Here is a 16,091-nt window from a genome sequence, read left to right as displayed (position 1 = left end):
CCTCCACGAACTAACGCGGAGCAGCACTAGTACCCCCGCGCCCCCGCGATCAGCCCGTCATGGGGGCTCCCCCCGCTCGTGCGCGGCCGAAGGCGGGGGCGCTCGAGGACGAGGTCGTACGGGCCGGAACCGGCGGCCGGGGGCCCCGGGTGCGCAGCACCGCGCCAGGCACCGCAGGGCGTCGGTTCAGGCCCGGGACACGGCACCGGCTAACGTGCCGCCTCCTTCGAGACCAGCGCCACCGCCTCCTCCACGTCGTCCGTCAGGTGGAACAGGAGCAGGTCCTTCTCCGCGGCCTTGCCCTCGGCCACCAGGGTGTTCTTGAGCCAGTCGATCAGGCCTCCCCAGTACGACGTGCCGAAGAGGACGATCGGGAAGCGGGTCACCTTCTGGGTCTGGACCAGGGTCAGGGCCTCGAAGAGTTCGTCCAAGGTGCCGAGGCCGCCCGGCATGACCACGAAGCCCTGCGCGTACTTCACGAACATCATCTTGCGGACGAAGAAGTAGCGGAAGTTCAGTCCGATGTCGACGTACGGGTTCAGGCCCTGCTCGAAGGGCAGCTCGATGCCGAGCCCGACCGAGATCCCCTTCGCCTCGCACGCGCCCTTGTTGGCCGCCTCCATCACGCCCGGGCCACCGCCCGTGATCACGGCCCAGCCCGCCTGCGCCAGGCCGCGCCCGAGCCGCACGCCCGCCTCGTACTCCGACGAGTCCGGCGGTGTCCGTGCCGAGCCGAACACACTGATCGCGGGCGGGAGTTCGGCCAGCGTGCCGAAGCCCTCGATGAACTCCGACTGGATACGGAGGACGCGCCATGGGTCCGTGTGGACCCAGTCCGAGGGACCACCCGCGTCCAGCAGCCTCTGGTCCGTGGTGCTCGTCATCACCTGGTCCCGCCTGCGCAGCACGGGACCGAGTCGCTGCTCGTCCGGTGGCACCTTCTTGCCCTCGGGGTTGCCGGTAGGCATGTGCGCTCCCTCCGCGTCAGAGTCTTCCCTGGTCAGGGCGGTCCCTCCGCTCGAGCGCAGCCGAGAGTGGGGGCGCAGCCGAGGGCCTGGGGAAGGTCGTTCCACCCCAGCGTAGATCCATGCGGGTTACATGCGGGGGACGTGCGTATGTCCGCCATGAACCGCCATGCCGACGTCCGGCGGCAGGTCTCAGGACGTCAGCCAGGCCCTCAGGCGCTCCTCGCCGGCGAGGATCTTCGCCGTCTCCACGCGCTCGTCCCGCTTGTGCGCCAAGTGCGGATTGCCCGGGCCGTAGTTGACGGCCGGGACGCCGAATGCGCTGAAACGGGAGACGTCGGTCCAGCCGTACTTGGGCTGGGGGGTGCCGCCGACCGCCTCGAGGAACGCCGCTGCGGCCGGGTGCGAGAGACCGGGCAGCGCTCCGCCGCTGTGGTCGGTCACGACGAACTCCTCGATCCCGCAGTCCGCGAACACCTCTCGGACGTGTGCGATCGCCTCCTCCTCGCTCCGGTCCGGCGCGTAGCGGAAGTTGACCGTGACCACGCACTCGTCGGGGATCACGTTCCCGGCCACCCCGCCCGAGATACCGACCGCGTTCAGCCCCTCCCGGTATTCCAGGCCGTCGATCACCGGGTACCGGGGTTCGTAGGCGGCCAGGCGGGCCAGGATCGGGGCCGCCGCGTGGATCGCGTTCGCGCCCATCCAGCTGCGTGCCGAGTGGGCCCGCTCCCCCTTGGTCTTCAGCTGCACCCGCAGCGTGCCCTGGCAGCCGCCCTCGACCTGGCCGTCGGAGGGCTCCAGCAGCACCGCGAAGTCGCCCTCCAGCCAGTCGGGGTGTGCCTCGGCCACATGCTTGAGGCCGTTCAGGTGTGCGGCGACCTCTTCGTTGTCGTAGAAGACGAACGTGAGGTCGCGGTTGGGCTCGGGAACCGTCGCCGCGATGCGGAGCTGGACCGCGACGCCCGACTTCATGTCGCAGGTGCCGCAGCCCCACAGCACGCCGTCCTCGTCCAGCCGGGAGGGCACGTTGTCCGCGATCGGGACCGTGTCGATGTGGCCCGCCAGGATGACGCGTTCCGTCCGCCCGAGGTGCGTCCGGGCCACGACGTTGTTGCCGTACCGGTCGACCGTCAGGTGCGGCAGGGCGCGCAACGCGGTTTCGATGGCGTCCGCGAGGAGCTGCTCGCCACCGCTCTCGGAGGGGAAGTCGACGAGCTGCGCGGTGAGCCGCGCGGCGTCCAGCGTGAGGTCAAGGGGGGTAGCGGCCATGCCGTCGACCCTAACGCGCCCGACCGCCCACGGCTGCCACAGGAGTTGTCCACAGCCCCGGGAGTCAACCGTGATCGCCTCCAGTACCTTGTACGGGTGCCAGAGCCGTCCTCCTCTTCCCGCCGACGTGGCCGCCTCCTGCGCTATGGCGCGGCCGTCATGGTCCTGTTCGCCGTCGCCGGCTATCTCGCCGTCCAGTACCTCACCGGCTCGGGCACGCCGAGATGCGAGGTCGTATCGGGCAAGGGAGGCAGGGCGTCGTACGAGTTCACTCCGGAGCAGGCGGTCAACGCGGCGACGATCTCCGCGGTCGGGACCGCCCGCGGTATGCCCGAGCGCGCGGTGACGATCGCGCTCGCGACCGCGCTCCAGGAGTCGGGTCTGCGCAACATCGAGCACGGCGACCGGGATTCGCTCGGCCTGTTCCAGCAGCGCCCGTCGCAGGGCTGGGGCACCGAGCGGCAGATCATGGACCCGGTCTACGCGGCGGGGATGTTCTACGAGCATCTGGCCAAGGTGCCCGGTTACACCGAGTTGCCGCTGACCGTCGCCGCCCAGCGCGTGCAGCGCAGCGGCTTCCCGGAGGCGTACGCGAAGCACGAGCCGGACGCCACGCTGCTCGCCGCCGCGCTCACCGGCCGGTCGGCGGCCACGCTGACCTGTCAGGGCCGCCCGGCGCCGAGCGAGACCAGTGGCCCGGACGCGGTGCGGGCCGCGCTCGTACGGGACTTCGGCCGTGATGTGCTGGCCTCGGCCGGCGCGGAGGCGGCCACCGAACGCCCCTCGTCGTCCCCCACGGCCACGGCGGCACAGGGCACCGGCACGGTGACGATCCCCGTGCCCCGGAAGACCACCGCCTCGGGCACCTCCGACGAGCGGGGCTGGGCGCTGGCGCACTGGGCCGTGGCCAACTCCTCGTCGCTGCACATCTCGCGTGTCTCCTTCGCAGGCCGCGAGTGGTCGCGTGGAGGGTATGCGAACAAGTGGCGTACGACGGGTGGTTCGGACGCGAAGGCGTCGGCCGCCCAAGTCCGTATCGTCACCGAGGATTAACTCGGGCAGCAGTACGGGCTCTCACCCTTCGGGGTTGTGCACAGCACGCCTCCACGACGGGGCGCGCGGGCTGCCGCGCCGCCCTACCCGTACACGCCAAATCCCTTGGGGGCAAAGGGACGTGGGGATCTCGGCGGGTCTGCCGAGCGGTTTCGTTTGCCCGATTTCATCCCCAGCCGATAATGCGACGCATTGCCAACTCTTTGCGGCGGGCCACCGCAACCTTCGCGGGCCTCGAGCGGTAGTCACTGCGTCCGAGCCCGGACGATCAACAGCGGAACCGGCCGACAGCCAGTCGGCCCACGAGCGGCCGAACTCCCGGGCAGGGTCGGACACTTCACCGTTCTCTCTCGTCCAAGGAGCATCATGTCCCTCTCCCTGACCCGCCGGATCGCCCGTGCCGCGCTGCTGATCGCAGCGGGAGCGGCGCCCGTGGTCGGTGCGGCCGGCTCCGCCGGCGCGGCGACGACCGGTCTGCCGGCCACCCCGAACCTCGGCGGGCTGACCGCCCTGGACGGCGCACAGGCCGGCACCACCGTCGACGGTGCCGCGCAGAAGGTCACCGGGCTCGCCGGCAACGCGGGCGGCGCGGCGGTCACGACCGGCGGCGCGGCGGTCAAGAAGGCGGTACCGACCGCGAGCAGGGCCGCCGGTCAGGCCGTCGGGACGGCGACGCCGGTCGCGCACAGGACGGCCGGGGGCGCGGCGGGGCAGACCGGCGCTCTGCTCGGTGACACCGCCGGGACGGCGACGGGCGGCGGGCTGCCGACGCAGCAGCTGCCGCTGCACGGGCTGCCCCTGGGCGGCTGAGCCCCGGGGCGAGTGCCCGGCACAGTACGGCGGAGAGGTCAGGGGCGGCGCGCCCCGGGCTCCTCCGCCGTAGGCGTCACAGCCGCTCCACCGCCGCCGCGATGCGCTCGTCCGTCGCCGTCAGCGCCACGCGTACGAACCTCTCGCCCGCCGGTCCGTAGAAATCGCCCGGTGCGACCAGGATGCCCAGGTCGGCGAGGTGGGCCACCGTCTCCCAGCAGGACTCGTCGCGGGTCGCCCACAGGTAAAGGCTCGCCTCGCTGTGCTCGATCCGGAAGCCGTGCCCGAGGAGCGCGTCGCGCAGGGCCGTGCGGCGGGCCGCGTAGCGCTCGCGCTGCTCGCCGACGTGTGTGTCGTCGCCGAGCGCCGCCACCACCGCCGCCTGCGTCGGAGCCGGCGTCATCATGCCGCCGTGCTTGCGGATCTCCAGGAGCGGGCCGAGGACGGCCGGGTCGCCCGCGAGGAACGCCGCCCGGTAGCCGGCCAGGTTCGAGCGCTTGGACAGGGAGTGGACGGCGACGATGCCCTCGTAGGAGCCGCCGCACACGTCCGGGTGCAGGACCGAGACCGGTTCGGCCTCCCAGCCCAGCTCGATGTAGCACTCGTCGGAGAAGACCAGGACGCCGTGCTCCCGCGCCCAGGCCACGATCCGGGTCAGTTCCTCCTTGCCCAGCACCTTGCCCGTGGGGTTCGACGGGGAGTTGAGCCACAGGAGCTTCAGGTTCGTCGGGTCGAGGGCGGTCGGGTCGTCGTAGACCTCGTACTCCGCGCGGGCCAGGCGGGCGCCGACCTCGTACGTCGGGTAGGCCAGCCGCGGGTACGCGACCTTGTCGCCGGGGCCGAGGCCCAGCTGGGTCGGGAGCCAGGCGACGAGTTCCTTGGAGCCGACGACCGGCAGGACATGGCGGTCGGTGATGCCACGGGCGCCCAGACGGCGCTCCACCCAGCCCGTGATCGCGTTCCGCAGCTCGGGCGTGCCCCAGACGGTCGGATAGCCCGGGGAGTCCGCCGCGGCGACGAGCGCCTTCTGGATCAGTTCGGGCACCGGATCGACCGGGGTGCCGACGGACAGGTCGACGATCCCGCCCGGGTGTGCGGCGGCTGTCTTCTTGTACGGCTCCAGCCTGTCCCAGGGGAAGGTCGGAAGGCGTTCTGAGACTGCAGACACAGGGATCGCTCACTTTCTGCTGTTACGGCGTGCACCCCGCTACGAGCGTACGGGCGCCGCAAACGCCGCGGTCCCGTGCGGCGCGGGCGCGCACCGTACGGGACCGGGGTGATGAGGTTCCCCCCGGTTCGAGCGAAGCCGAGAACCAGGGGTGGGGGTCCCCCCGGTTCGAGCGAAGCCGAGAACCAGGGGTGGGGGTCCCCCCGGTTCGAGCGAAGCCGAGAACCAGGGGGAGGGTGTGCAGACCGCTTACTGGTTCATCGGGGGAAGCGCCGCGATGAAGGGGTGGTCGCGCTCGATCAGCCCCAGCTTGCTGGCGCCACCGGGCGAGCCGAGCTCGTCGAAGAACTCGACGTTCGCCTTGTAGTAGTCCTTCCACTCCTCGGGAGTGTCATCCTCGTAGAAGATGGCCTCGACCGGGCAGACCGGCTCACAGGCTCCACAGTCGACGCATTCGTCCGGGTGGATGTACAAGGACCGCTGGCCCTCGTAGATGCAGTCGACCGGGCACTCCTCGATGCACGCCTTGTCCTTGACGTCGACACAAGGCTCTGCGATGACGTAGGTCACGCTGTCGTTCCTCCTCGGTAGGGCGCTGGCGGGCCTGCTCAGGCTCCGCCGCCTGGCGCGCGGGAGCGCGGCGTCGTCGATGCCCGCCCCTAGTATCTCCGTTCCTGGGCATGATCCGAACAGGAGGGGTGAACTGACCTGTGGAAATCTCTGCGGGCGGACGACTTGAGGTCCGTATCACCGCTGCTGACGTGGGCAAACGCGTCTCCGTACGGCGGTGGAACGAACATGCCGCCGAGGGTGAGAAGTACACCGACACGGTCGGCGTGCTCACTTCATGGGACGGCGGTGTGCTGCGGATCACACGGCGGGACGGGGAGAGCGTCCGGATTGCGGAGTCCTCGCTGGTCGCGGGCAAGGTGGTTCCGGCGGCTCCGGCCCGTCGCAGGGGACCCTCGGCCTCGTACGGGGAGCTGGCACGGATCTCCGCCAGGGCCTGGCAGCCGGTGGAGCGGGAACAGCTGGGCGCGTGGGAGTTGCGTGCCGCCGCCGGGTTCACGCGCCGGGCCAATTCGGTGCTGCCCCTCGGCGATCCCGGGCTGCCGCTGGACGAGGCGCTGGAGGTCGTACGGCGCTGGTACGCGGCCCGCGGCCTGCCCGCCCATATGCAACTGGCGACCGGCGCGGAGGGCACACAGGAGCTGCTGTGCGCGCAGTTGGAGTCGCGCGGCTGGACGCGGGCGGTGACCGCCGAGCTGTGGACCGGTGCGCTGGCCCCCGTGGCGGACCGGGAGGCGGCCGGTGTCCGGCTCACGCGCACGGTGGACGAGATGTGGCTCGCCCGCTACCAGCGCAAGGGGCTGAGCGAGGTGGCGCTGAGGGTGCTGGGCAGCGGGCCCTCGGTGTGGTTCGCGACGGTTCCGGGGGCGGAAGGTGCTCCTCCGGCGGCGATCGGGCGGTGCGTGGTGGACGGGCGATGGGCCGGTTTCGCGGCCGTCGAGGTCGATCCGGCGCAGCGCCGCAGGGGCCTGGCCACGACCGTGATGGCGGCACTGGCCCAGCGGGCCCTGGACGAGGGCGCCTCGGCGGCCTGGCTCCAGGTGGACACGGGCAATCCAGCGGCACGGGCCCTGTATGCGGGACTGGGCTTCGGGGCACATCATGCGTATCACCACTACCGGGAGCCGGAGGGCTCCCTCGGTCCGGACGCGGAGGGCCGGACGGTCGCCGGTCCCGCGCCGGTGGTGTGAAAGGTTTCGAGGCATGCACGCCCTCTATCCCCCGGAGCCCGAGCGGGCCGCCTGCATACGGCGGCGGTTCGGCGACGAGGCGCGGTCCGCGCGGCCCGATCTTGTGACCTTGTGCCTGCTGGTGGGCGCCGCGGCGGACGGGAGGCTGGACGAGGCCGGGATGGACGCCGCGCAGATCGAGCTGGACCGGCTGGCCGGACAGCTGCCGTTCGCGCCGGGCGGACCGCACTCCTGGGCCCTCGCGCTGGCCGACGTCCTGGGCGGTCGCTGCGGGTTCCACGGCTCTGCGGCGGACTACCGGCGCCTGGAGTCCTCGCTGCTGCACGAGGTGCTGCGGCGGCGGCGCGGGCTGCCGATTCTGCTGTCGGTGGTGTGGATGGAGGTGGCACGGCGGGCGGGTGCGCCGGTGTACGGGGTCGCCCTGCCCGGGCACTTCGTCGTCGGGTTCGGGCCGCCGGACGACCAGGTGCTGGCCGATCCGTTCAACGGGGGCCGGATGCTGACCGGCGGCGACGCCGAGCTGCTGGTCGCCGGGGCCACAGGGGCGCCGCTCGACCCGTCGATGCTCACGCCCGCCGATCCGTTCGACGTCGTCCTGCGGGTCCTCAACAACATCCGCGCGTGGGCTGCCGCCCGGCCCGAACGGTCGGATGTCTCCCTGTGGGCGGTCGAGCTGTCGTTGCTGCTGCCGTCGCGTCCGGCGCGACTGCGGTACGAACGCGCTCAACTCCTCGTGCAGCGCGGGGACTTCCTGCTGGGTGCCGCGGAGCTCGACGCGTATGCCGAGGTGGTGTCCACGGTGGATCCGCCGACGGCGGAGCGAGTGCGGGGGCAGGCGCAGGCGGCCCGGGCACGGCTCAACTGAGGTGTGAGCCAGGCGCGGTGGGTACGTTCGACCGGATGCGAGCCGTGGTCACCCGCGCCCACAAGGCGGAGCCGCACCCCGTCGCAGCCCCGCGCCCGGTACCAGTGGCTACAACCAGCCCTTCTCCCGTGCCATCCGTACCGCCTCCGCCCGGTTGCGTACCGCGAGTTTCTGTATGGCCATGGAGAGGTAGTTGCGGACCGTGCCCTGGGACAGGTGGAGGGCCGCGGCCAGTTCCGCGTTGGTCGAGCCGTCCGCCGCCGCGCGCAGGACTTCGCGTTCGCGGTCGGTCAGCGGATTGGCGCCGTCGGCCAGGGCGGCCGCCGCCAGTGTGGGGTCGATGACGCGCTCCCCCGCGAGCACCTTCCGTACCGCCTCGGCGAGTTGAGCCGCGGGCGCGTCCTTCACCAGGAAGGCGTCGGCGCCCGCCTCCATCGCGGAGCGCAGATAGCCGGGGCGGCCGAACGTGGTGAGGATGACCACCTTGAGCGCCGGCAGCTCCCGGTGGAGTTCGGCCGCCGCCTCGATGCCGGTGGCGCCCGGCATCTCGATGTCGAGCAGGGCCACATCGATGTCGTGGGAGCGCGCGGCCGTCACGACCTCGTCCCCGCGTGCCACCTGGGCGACGACCTCGATGTCGTCCTCCAGCCCGAGCAGGGCGGCCAGTGCCTCGCGAACCATCGACTGATCCTCGGCGAGGAGGACCCTGATCGTGCTGCTCATGCCGGGGATCCTACGTCGGTGCCGGGGGCGAACGGCACGCGGGCGACCAGCCGGAAGCCGCGCTCGGCCCGGCCCGCCTCCAGCATGCCGCCGGCCTTTGCCAGGCGTTCGGTCAGGCCGGTCAATCCGTTGCCGGGGCCCTTGCCGGGGCCGCCCGATCCGTTGTCCTCGACGGAGAGTTCGAGGAACGCGCCGTCCAGGGTCTGACGGCGGAACAGGTCCACCGTGCAGCGGGTCGCGCCGCTGTGCCGCACCACGTTGGTGACCGCCTCGCGCAGTGCCCAGGCGAGCGTGGACTCGCTCTCCTCGGGGACGCCGGCGAGATCGGGGTCGTCGGGCAGTTCGACGCTCACGCCGGCCGCGGTCAACGCGACTCTGGCTCCGGCCAGTTCGGCGGACAGCCGGGGGCGCCGGTAACCGGTGACGGCCTCGCGGACGTCGACGAGGGCCTGGCGGCTGACCTGTTCGATGTCGGCGACCTGCTGGGCCGCCTTGTCGGGGTGGTCGGGGAGCATCCGGCCGGCCAGCTCGCTCTTCAAGGTGATCAGGGAGAGCGAGTGGCCGAGCAGGTCGTGCAGGTCGCGGGCGAGGCGCAGACGTTCCTCGTTGGCGGCGAGCTGGGCGACGGTGGCACGGGCCTGGCGCAACTCGATCGTGGTGCGCACCAGTTGCCGTACGCCGGTCATCGCGAAGCCGATGAGCAGCACCAGCAGGAGCAGCACCCACATGCCGTCCGCGCCGTCGTGCTCTGCGACGAGCAGCATCGCCACGGCGGTCAGCGGGATCGTCCAGTACGCGGTCTTCAGCGGGAACGTCGCCCCGCAGGCGACGGAGACGTACACGAAGAGGCCGATCCACGGCACGCCGAGGGTCAGGCACAGCGCGACGGCGAGTATGCCGAGCACAGCGACGAGCCAGCCGACGACGGGCCTGGAGAACGGTCGGCCCATGTTCCGGAAGACCAGCGTCAGATAGATCCCGGTGAAGGCCATCAGCCCCGCGCCGCCGGCCACGGTGGCGGCAGTGTTGTGGGGCCCGGAGACCAGGTCGTGCACCGGTGAGCTGAGGAAGATCAGCCAAGGGAGGATCCAGACCAGCTTGCGCAGCGCCTCGGCCCTGTCGCGGGGCGGTTCGCCCATACGCAGCAGCCGCTCGGCCCGGGCTTCGCCGGACCGCAGGTCTTCCGTCGTGGTGCTCACGCCTTCAGCGTGTCCTTCCGGTACAGCCACGCCGCTCCGCCCGCGAACAGGACGAAGAAGACGACGAGGATGGCGATGTCCTGGGTGTGCGGGGCCTCGCTCTGTTCGATGGCCTGCCCCAGGGCAGCGTACGCGTGCGTGGGCACCCACTTGGTGATGCTCTGCAGCCAGTCCGGGAAGGTCGTCGTCGGCATCCACAGGCCGCCGAGGATCGACAGGCCGAAGTAGATGATCATCGTGATCGGGCGGACCGCGTCACCGCTGGCCAGGTAGCCGATGGCGACGCCGAGCGCGGCGAAGACCAGGCTGCCGGCCCAGATCGCGCCGGTCAGCGCGAGCCACTGCCAGGCGTCCAGGCGGACGTGCTTCACGGCCGCGGCGACGACGAAGACGACCACGATCGAGGGCAGGCTCACCACGGCGGCGCCGGCCGTCTTGGCGAGGACGTACCCGCGTCCCGGCAGCGTGGTCAGCCGCAGCTGCCGCACCCAGCCGTTCTCCCGCTCCTTGGCGATGCGTTCGCTGTTGCCCAGAAGGACGGCGGTCAGCGCACCGAAGGAGGCCATGGAGACCATCATGTAGGTCGGGAGAGTGAGACCGCTGCCGTCGACCTTCGTCGTGCTGTCGGCCTTGCCCGCGATGAGCAGGAACAGGGCCGCCGGGTAGATCACCGAGAAGAACAGGAACTTGCGGTTGCGCAGGGCGCGGGCGAGTTCGAGCTTGATCAGGCTGTTCATGACTGCTTGGCCTCCTCGGCCTCCGTGATGGCGACGAACGCCTGCTCCAGACCGAGCCCGGCGACTTCGAGATTGCGGGGGTAGACGCCGAGGCCGTAGACGGCGTGCACGGTCGCGTCGGCGTCGGAGGACTGGATACGGACGGTCTGGCCGCTGATGTCGATCGAGGTCAGGAAGGGCAGGGCACGCAGGGCCGCCTGGTCGAACTCGCCCTCCAGGTCGAAGGAGACGCGGCGGGCGCCCGCCTTCGCCTTGATCTCGGCTGCGGTGCCGTCCGCGAGGAGTCGGCCGCGGTGCAGCACGAGCACCCGGTCCGCGATGGCGTCGGCCTCTTCGAGGTAGTGGGTGGCGAAGAGGACGGTGCGGCCCTGGTCGGCCTGTTCGCGCATGGTGGCCCAGAAGGCCTGGCGGGCGGAGACGTCCATGCCGGTGGTCGGCTCGTCCAGGACGATCAGGTCGCTGTCACCGGCGGTGGCGAGGGCGAAGCGTACGCGCTGGGCCTGGCCGCCGGAGAGCTTGTTGACCTTGCGGTCGGCGATCTGGGCGATGCCGGCACGGGCCAGCACGTCGTCGGCCTTGAACCGCTTGGGGTGCAGGGCGCAGGCGAGCCGCACCAGTTCGGCGACGGTGACCTCCTCCATCAGGCCGCCGCTCTGCAGCATGGCGCCGACGCGCCCGGCGACGATGGCCTCGCGCGGGGTGGTTCCGAACACCCGGACCGAGCCGCTGTCCGCGTGCTTGAGTCCGAGGAGCAGGTCGAGTGTGGTCGACTTGCCCGCGCCGTTGGGCCCCAGCAGGGCCACGGTCTCCCCCGGGTGCAGCTCCAGCGACAGCCCGTCGACGGCCCGTACGCTCCCGTAGGTCTTGCTCACCTGGTCGAAGCCGACCACCGGGGTGGTGGTCGCTGTCGCTGTCGTCGTCATGTGATCAATGGTGGCCGTGGGGGTCGTGCGCCCGGCAGTGTCGACGGTCCGGAGTACCGGATGACAGATGTCATGCTCGTGCGGAGTGCGCAACTCCGTGCGGCGCAGCGCGGGTTCGGTCACCCACGTGCGAAACGGAACCCCTGCCCGGTGCGGGCAGAGGCTCCGTTCAGTCGGACGACCAGAGGTCAGCTCGGGTTGGTGTCGATGACTCCGACGCGCTCCGCCGCCGTCTTGCCGCGCAGCGCCTTGCGCAGCGCGGAGGCGACGTCCTGGGGGGTGACGGCCGTCTTCTGCCCGGTGCCCCGGGTGATCAGCACACCGTCGAAGGTGCTGCCGTACGCCGCCTTGAGTGCCTCGAGGTCGTACGTCTCCACGAGCTTGCCGCCGACGGCCTTGACGCCGAGGATCTTCGGCAGTGACAGGGAGCCGAACGGGATCTCGTGCGCCGCGTCGGTCTGGATGAAGACCTTCCGCGACATCGCGGGCTCGGCGAACTCCTTCATCATCCGGTCGACCTCGGCGTTGGAGACCGTGGGCTGCCGGGTGGTGGTGGGCAGCCGGACAGGCGAGGCCGAGCCCGTCTCCACCTGGGTGCGGTACGCCTGCTGGACCTGCGCGGTCGAGCCGCGGACGTCGATGCCCTTGCCCGGTTTGCCGTAGACGGCGACGGCCTTGCCGGACTCGAACTTGATGCCGCCCTCGGTCATCGATCCGGTGCCGCCCGAGGCGTTCTGCAGCGCGACCTGCAGCTTCTCCTCGTCGACCGGCATCTTCGGCTCGACCTCCCGGTGGTTGCCGAACAGCGAGCGGATCACCGAGACGGGGTTGTAGTCGCTCGTCGCGGCCGCGCTGGCCGTGGCCTGGGTGTCGAACTGGAGCCCCGCCTGGTCCGGCTTGAGCGCGACGGTCTTGCCGTCGACCGACAGCTTCAGCGGCTGGTTCACCCTGCTGCCGAAAGCGTCGTCGAGCTTCTTGACCGCGTCGTCACGGGTGCCGTCACCGATGTCGACGCCGAGCACGGTGGTGCCCTTGGGGACGTCGGAGTGGTTCATCAGCAGCCCGGCGCCATAGACGGCACCGACGATGAAGAACACCCCGCCGCCCAGGAGCACCAGCTTGTTGCGGCCCTTCTTCTTGGCCGGCTTCGCGCTGGGGGCGGACTGCGCCTGGGGCGGTTCGGGCAGCTTCGGGGGCGTGTGCGGCAGCGGTCCGTCCGAGCGGGGTCCCGCTGCGAACGGCCCCGCGCCGTTCTGGCCGCCCTGGGGGACAGGGGGGATACCACTGGTGACGGTGTGCCCGGCGACGTTGTCACGGGGGCCGCCCAAGCCCCGCGGGCCCGGCACGGGGGCGGGCTTCTGCGGGGTGAGGATCGCGGTGTCATCGCTGAGCCCGCCGCCGGGACGTCCCTGGCCCGCGGCGGCTCCGGGCGCGCCGGGGGCGAGCGGACCGCCCGGGCCGCCCTGCGTGCCGGGGGCGCCGAGGCCCGGGCCGGCGCCTGTCGGGCTCGCGGGAGGGATGATCGGGCCGTCGCCGGTGACCGGGCCGCCGGTCGGGCCGGACGGGCCGCCCCGGCCCGGCTCGGAGAAGTACGGCAGGTCGTCAAGGTTGGGCAGCTCGCCGCCGTCGACGCCTATGACCGGCAGCGAGGCCGTGCTGGCCGCCACCGCCTCGGACACGTCGAAGGAGCCGGTGCCACCGCCATGGCCCGGCGCGACGGGTCCCGCGGCGGCGGCACCCGGGAGGCCGCTGCCGTTCGTACCGCCGGGACGTGCGCCGAGCGAGCCCGCGCCACCCGCGGGCCGAGCGCCGGTGCCGGCAGGCGCGGTGGGGCGTGCCCCACCCGTACCGTTCGCACCCGGACCACCCGGGCGCACTCCGCCCGTGCCGGGGCCGGCCGCGCCAGGGCCGCTCGGCGCACTCGAGGCGCCGTTGGCGCCCTGCGCGCCCGAAGCCCCGGGCAGACCAGCGCCGTTCGTCGACCCGCCGCCCTGCTGGCCCTTGGGCCCAGCGGACTTGCGGGGCGCGAACCAGTCACTCGTCGGCTTCTTCTCGCCCGCCGCGGAGGGCTCCGCGGGGCCCTCGGGGGCGCTGGGCGCGGTCTCGGGGATCGCCGTCTGGATGTCGGCGTCCGCGTCGTCCGCGGCCTCACCGTCTGCGACGGGCGTACGCATGACCACCGGCGGAATGGGCCGCGATCCGGGGATGTTGATCCGGATCCGGGTGGTCAGCGTGGTCTCGGTCTTGCGGTCCTCCGGCTGCGTGGCCGAACGGCTCGCGTCGGCGCCGCCCCCGGAAGCAGTGGGGGTCCCGTAGGGCGGCGTCCCCGACGGGTACGCGACTCCGCCGCTCCCGTTGGCTCCGGCGGACGAACTGTCAGTTTCACGACTCAAGGCAGGTTCTCCCGGTTGGCTCCGCCGCCCGCTTCGACCTCAACAGGTGGGGGGTCCCCCTGCTCGTGCAAAGCCGAGAGCTTGGGGGAGACTCGGCGGCGCGCACCACCATACTGGCCGCTCGCGGCCCGCAGACCGCGCCCGCGAGGAAACCAGCACGGCACCCCCACGTCTGTGCCGCGTATGAGCGGGACGTCCCATGTCTCGTGGAGGCGCAGTGGTGCGTCACTTGCCAAGTCGGGCGCCGGGGCCGCCCGGTTGCCTCCCTCCGGCAAGGGTGGCGCAGATCACAGCCACAGCCATGCCGCCGAGCAGGAAGAGATACGATCCGGCGCCCGCGCTGAACAGGAAGTCGCCTTCCGGACGGCTGGAGGTGAGCAGGACGACGGCGACCATCCACCCGACGGCGGGAGCGACGGCCCCCGCGCGGGTACCCGTGACCCGGCTTCCGCCGACGAAGAGCCCCGCCGCGCCCGCGAGGGCGAGCAGCAGTCCGCCCGGGAACCAGCCGGACTGCACGAGCGCGCCCGCCAGACCGATCACCGCGCCGAGCACGAACAGGCCGAGGTAGGCGGCCATCCGCCCGAACGAAGGCGGGCCCAGGGGCTGCGCCAGCATGCTCGGCTGCTTACCGGTCGACATCATGCCGCCACCCCCTGGAACAGATCCGTCTCTCGTTCTGCGGCACTCCCCCGACCTGCGGCCGGGGTGCCCGTCGTCCCGCTTGGTCCGCCGCGCACCAACTCGTAGTACTCGGTGGTGAACAGCGGCTGCGCCAGGGCGTTGGAGAGCGCGAACCAGGGCTCCGCGACCTCGATCTGCGTGACATGCGCCCGCATCGCCGATGCCTTCGCGGTAGCGAACCCCGCACCGTCGATCTCCGTGGTGATCACCGAATCCTCGGCCACACCAGGGACGTCATTGATGTCCGCCGCCTCGTCGAAGGGTGTCGTATCGATTTCCTGACGCAACCGCGCGAACGCGGCCTCCGCGACCGACCGCGGCATCCGGTTCCAGTAGATCTTCACGATCTCCCAGGGTGCGCCGAGGTCCGGACGGAAGCCGGGGTCCGCGGCCAGCTCGGCGGCGCGCATCGCAACGCGGTGGGCCTGGATGTGATCCGGGTGGCCGTAGCCGCCGTTCGGGTCGTAGGTGACGAGGACCTGGGGCCGTACCTCCCGGACGACCGCCACCAGCTGACCGGCCGCCTCATCGAGGTCGGTGGACCAGAAGGCACCGGGGCGGTGGTTCTGCCCGGTTCCCATCATCCCGGAGTCGCGGTAGCGTCCGGCGCCGCCGAGGAGGCGATGGTCGCTGACACCGAGCTCTTTCATGGCGGCGGCCAGCTCCTCGGCGCGGTACGGGCCCAGCGCGTCGTCGCGGTCGGGCGCGAGGTGCGCGAGCGCGGGCGGGATGACCTCGCCCTCCTCACCGAGGGTGCAGGTCACCAGCGTCACGCGGGCGCCCTCGGCCGCGTACTTGGCCATGGTCGCGCCGTTGTTGATCGACTCGTCGTCCGGGTGCGCGTGCACCAGGAGCAGACGCCGGTCGGGCAGATCCGTCATGGGTCCACCCTACGAGGCCGTCGTCTTCCGGCCGGTTATCACCCCTGATCGTCGAGGACGTGAGCGATGGCCAGCGCGGTCCGCTCGATCCAGTCGATGGCGTCCGTCACCTCTGCCTCGTCGATGGGGCGGCGCTGCTTGAGGTCGCCGTCGATCAGGTCGGCGTCATGCGCGATCTTGTTACGCCGCTGGGTGATCTCCAGATAGCGGCTGCGGAGTTTCTTCTCGTTGAGCGAGGTACGCCCCTGGAAGAACTCCTTGTTGATGCACCCCGCAGCCTCATACCAGACCTTTTTCTCGATCTTTGCGAGAACGATTCCCGAGACGCAGGGGGGTCAGTCGAGCCGGGCGATGACGCCTCGGACCAAGGTGGCTGAAACTAGCCCATCCGTATCCGGAAGGCATCCTTCGGCGTCAGGGCTGCGGGGTTTCCTCGGCGCTCTCGTCCTTTTGACATGCTCCTCGGGCTGAAGCCCGAGGATTCTGGCCGTCCCACGGGTTGCTGTGCCGCTACGCGGCACAGTTTCCGTGTGGGATTCCCTGGCTTCCTGTTTCTTCACGCTGTGCCAGAACGGGTTCTGGTCTTACCGGCGCTCCGCAGGCTGTCACCGCCAGTCCGGCGGCCGATTTCACGTTCTTCGCGGCGTTGTGGTCCCGG

16 protein-coding genes are annotated in these 16,091 nt (G+C 71.5%); 5 read left to right on the top strand and 11 right to left on the bottom strand.

Annotation, left to right across the window (positions count from 1 at the left end; translation table 11 throughout):
• Positions 1-209 precede the first annotated feature (209 nt).
• Positions 210-968, bottom strand: coding sequence for an LOG family protein (locus BIV24_RS29255; RefSeq protein ID WP_071369484.1), 759 nt, complete (start codon positions 966-968; stop codon positions 210-212).
• Positions 969-1,157: 189 nt separating this feature from the next.
• A complete protein-coding gene (gene dapE, locus BIV24_RS29250) occupies positions 1,158-2,237 on the bottom strand; it encodes a succinyl-diaminopimelate desuccinylase (RefSeq protein ID WP_071369483.1) in 1,080 nt (359 codons plus the stop codon).
• Between the two features lie 96 nt (positions 2,238-2,333).
• Between dapE and BIV24_RS29245 the strand changes: the two genes are divergently transcribed.
• Positions 2,334-3,290, top strand: a complete 957-nt coding sequence (locus BIV24_RS29245; RefSeq protein WP_079168630.1) for a heavy metal transporter — start codon at positions 2,334-2,336, stop codon at positions 3,288-3,290.
• A gap of 366 nt (positions 3,291-3,656) precedes the next feature.
• A complete protein-coding gene (locus BIV24_RS29240; RefSeq protein WP_071369481.1) occupies positions 3,657-4,100 on the top strand; it encodes an ATP-binding protein in 444 nt (147 codons plus the stop codon).
• A gap of 76 nt (positions 4,101-4,176) precedes the next feature.
• Here the strand turns inward: BIV24_RS29240 and BIV24_RS29235 are convergent, their stop codons facing one another.
• The gene (locus tag BIV24_RS29235; RefSeq protein WP_071369480.1) at positions 4,177-5,268 is read right to left on the bottom strand and encodes a bifunctional succinyldiaminopimelate transaminase/glutamate-prephenate aminotransferase; all 1,092 of its coding nucleotides are present in this window, start codon (positions 5,266-5,268) and stop codon (positions 4,177-4,179) included.
• A gap of 249 nt (positions 5,269-5,517) precedes the next feature.
• On the bottom strand, positions 5,518-5,838 hold the full coding sequence (gene fdxA, locus BIV24_RS29230) for a ferredoxin (protein ID WP_043443616.1): 321 nt from the start codon (positions 5,836-5,838) through the stop codon (positions 5,518-5,520).
• A 140-nt stretch (positions 5,839-5,978) separates the two neighbouring features.
• On the opposite strand from fdxA, the gene BIV24_RS29225 reads away from it, so the two are divergent.
• Both BIV24_RS29225 and BIV24_RS29220 read left to right on the top strand, forming a co-directional pair.
• Positions 5,979-7,028, top strand: a complete 1,050-nt coding sequence (locus tag BIV24_RS29225) for a GNAT family N-acetyltransferase (RefSeq protein WP_071369479.1) — start codon at positions 5,979-5,981, stop codon at positions 7,026-7,028.
• 13 nt (positions 7,029-7,041) lie between these two features.
• Positions 7,042-7,893 carry a transglutaminase family protein gene (locus BIV24_RS29220; protein ID WP_071369478.1) on the top strand — a complete coding sequence of 284 codons (852 nt, stop codon included), beginning with the start codon at positions 7,042-7,044 and terminating at the stop codon, positions 7,891-7,893.
• 108 nt (positions 7,894-8,001) lie between these two features.
• Here the strand turns inward: BIV24_RS29220 and BIV24_RS29215 are convergent, their stop codons facing one another.
• The 7 genes from BIV24_RS29215 to mshB form a co-directional block, all read right to left on the bottom strand.
• Positions 8,002-8,616 (bottom strand): response regulator transcription factor, encoded by a 615-nt coding sequence (locus BIV24_RS29215; protein WP_071369477.1) that lies wholly within the window; start codon positions 8,614-8,616, stop codon positions 8,002-8,004.
• Positions 8,613-9,815, bottom strand: a complete 1,203-nt coding sequence (locus BIV24_RS29210; RefSeq protein ID WP_425442604.1) for a sensor histidine kinase — start codon at positions 9,813-9,815, stop codon at positions 8,613-8,615. Before BIV24_RS29210 ends, BIV24_RS29215 begins: the two co-directional genes overlap by 4 nt.
• Positions 9,812-10,552 carry an ABC transporter permease gene (locus BIV24_RS29205; protein WP_071369476.1) on the bottom strand — a complete coding sequence of 247 codons (741 nt, stop codon included), beginning with the start codon at positions 10,550-10,552 and terminating at the stop codon, positions 9,812-9,814. The genes BIV24_RS29210 and BIV24_RS29205 overlap by 4 nt, the downstream gene beginning before the upstream one ends.
• Positions 10,549-11,475: an ABC transporter ATP-binding protein gene (locus tag BIV24_RS29200; protein ID WP_071369485.1), complete on the bottom strand. Its 927-nt coding sequence runs from the start codon at positions 11,473-11,475 to the stop codon at positions 10,549-10,551. The genes BIV24_RS29205 and BIV24_RS29200 overlap by 4 nt, the downstream gene beginning before the upstream one ends.
• 188 nt (positions 11,476-11,663) lie before the next feature.
• Positions 11,664-13,868 (bottom strand): hypothetical protein, encoded by a 2,205-nt coding sequence (locus BIV24_RS29195; RefSeq protein ID WP_071369475.1) that lies wholly within the window; start codon positions 13,866-13,868, stop codon positions 11,664-11,666.
• Positions 13,869-14,093: 225 nt separating this feature from the next.
• Positions 14,094-14,486: a DUF6113 family protein gene (locus BIV24_RS29190; RefSeq protein WP_245766992.1), complete on the bottom strand. Its 393-nt coding sequence runs from the start codon at positions 14,484-14,486 to the stop codon at positions 14,094-14,096.
• Between the two features lie 23 nt (positions 14,487-14,509).
• Positions 14,510-15,433, bottom strand: coding sequence for an N-acetyl-1-D-myo-inositol-2-amino-2-deoxy-alpha-D-glucopyranoside deacetylase (mshB, locus tag BIV24_RS29185; protein ID WP_071369473.1), 924 nt, complete (start codon positions 15,431-15,433; stop codon positions 14,510-14,512).
• Positions 15,434-15,492: 59 nt separating this feature from the next.
• Here mshB and BIV24_RS34045 point away from each other — a divergent pair, with 59 nt between their 5' ends.
• Positions 15,493-15,810: a hypothetical protein gene (locus BIV24_RS34045; RefSeq protein WP_143064697.1), complete on the top strand. Its 318-nt coding sequence runs from the start codon at positions 15,493-15,495 to the stop codon at positions 15,808-15,810.
• The last annotated feature ends 281 nt before the right edge of the window (positions 15,811-16,091 follow it).

The sequence above is a fragment of the Streptomyces colonosanans genome (assembly GCF_001866645.1).
GTDB classification, from domain to species: domain Bacteria; phylum Actinomycetota; class Actinomycetes; order Streptomycetales; family Streptomycetaceae; genus Streptomyces; species Streptomyces colonosanans.
Note: the sequence above shows the minus strand (reverse complement) of the source record. Positions and strands in the feature narration are given on the sequence as shown.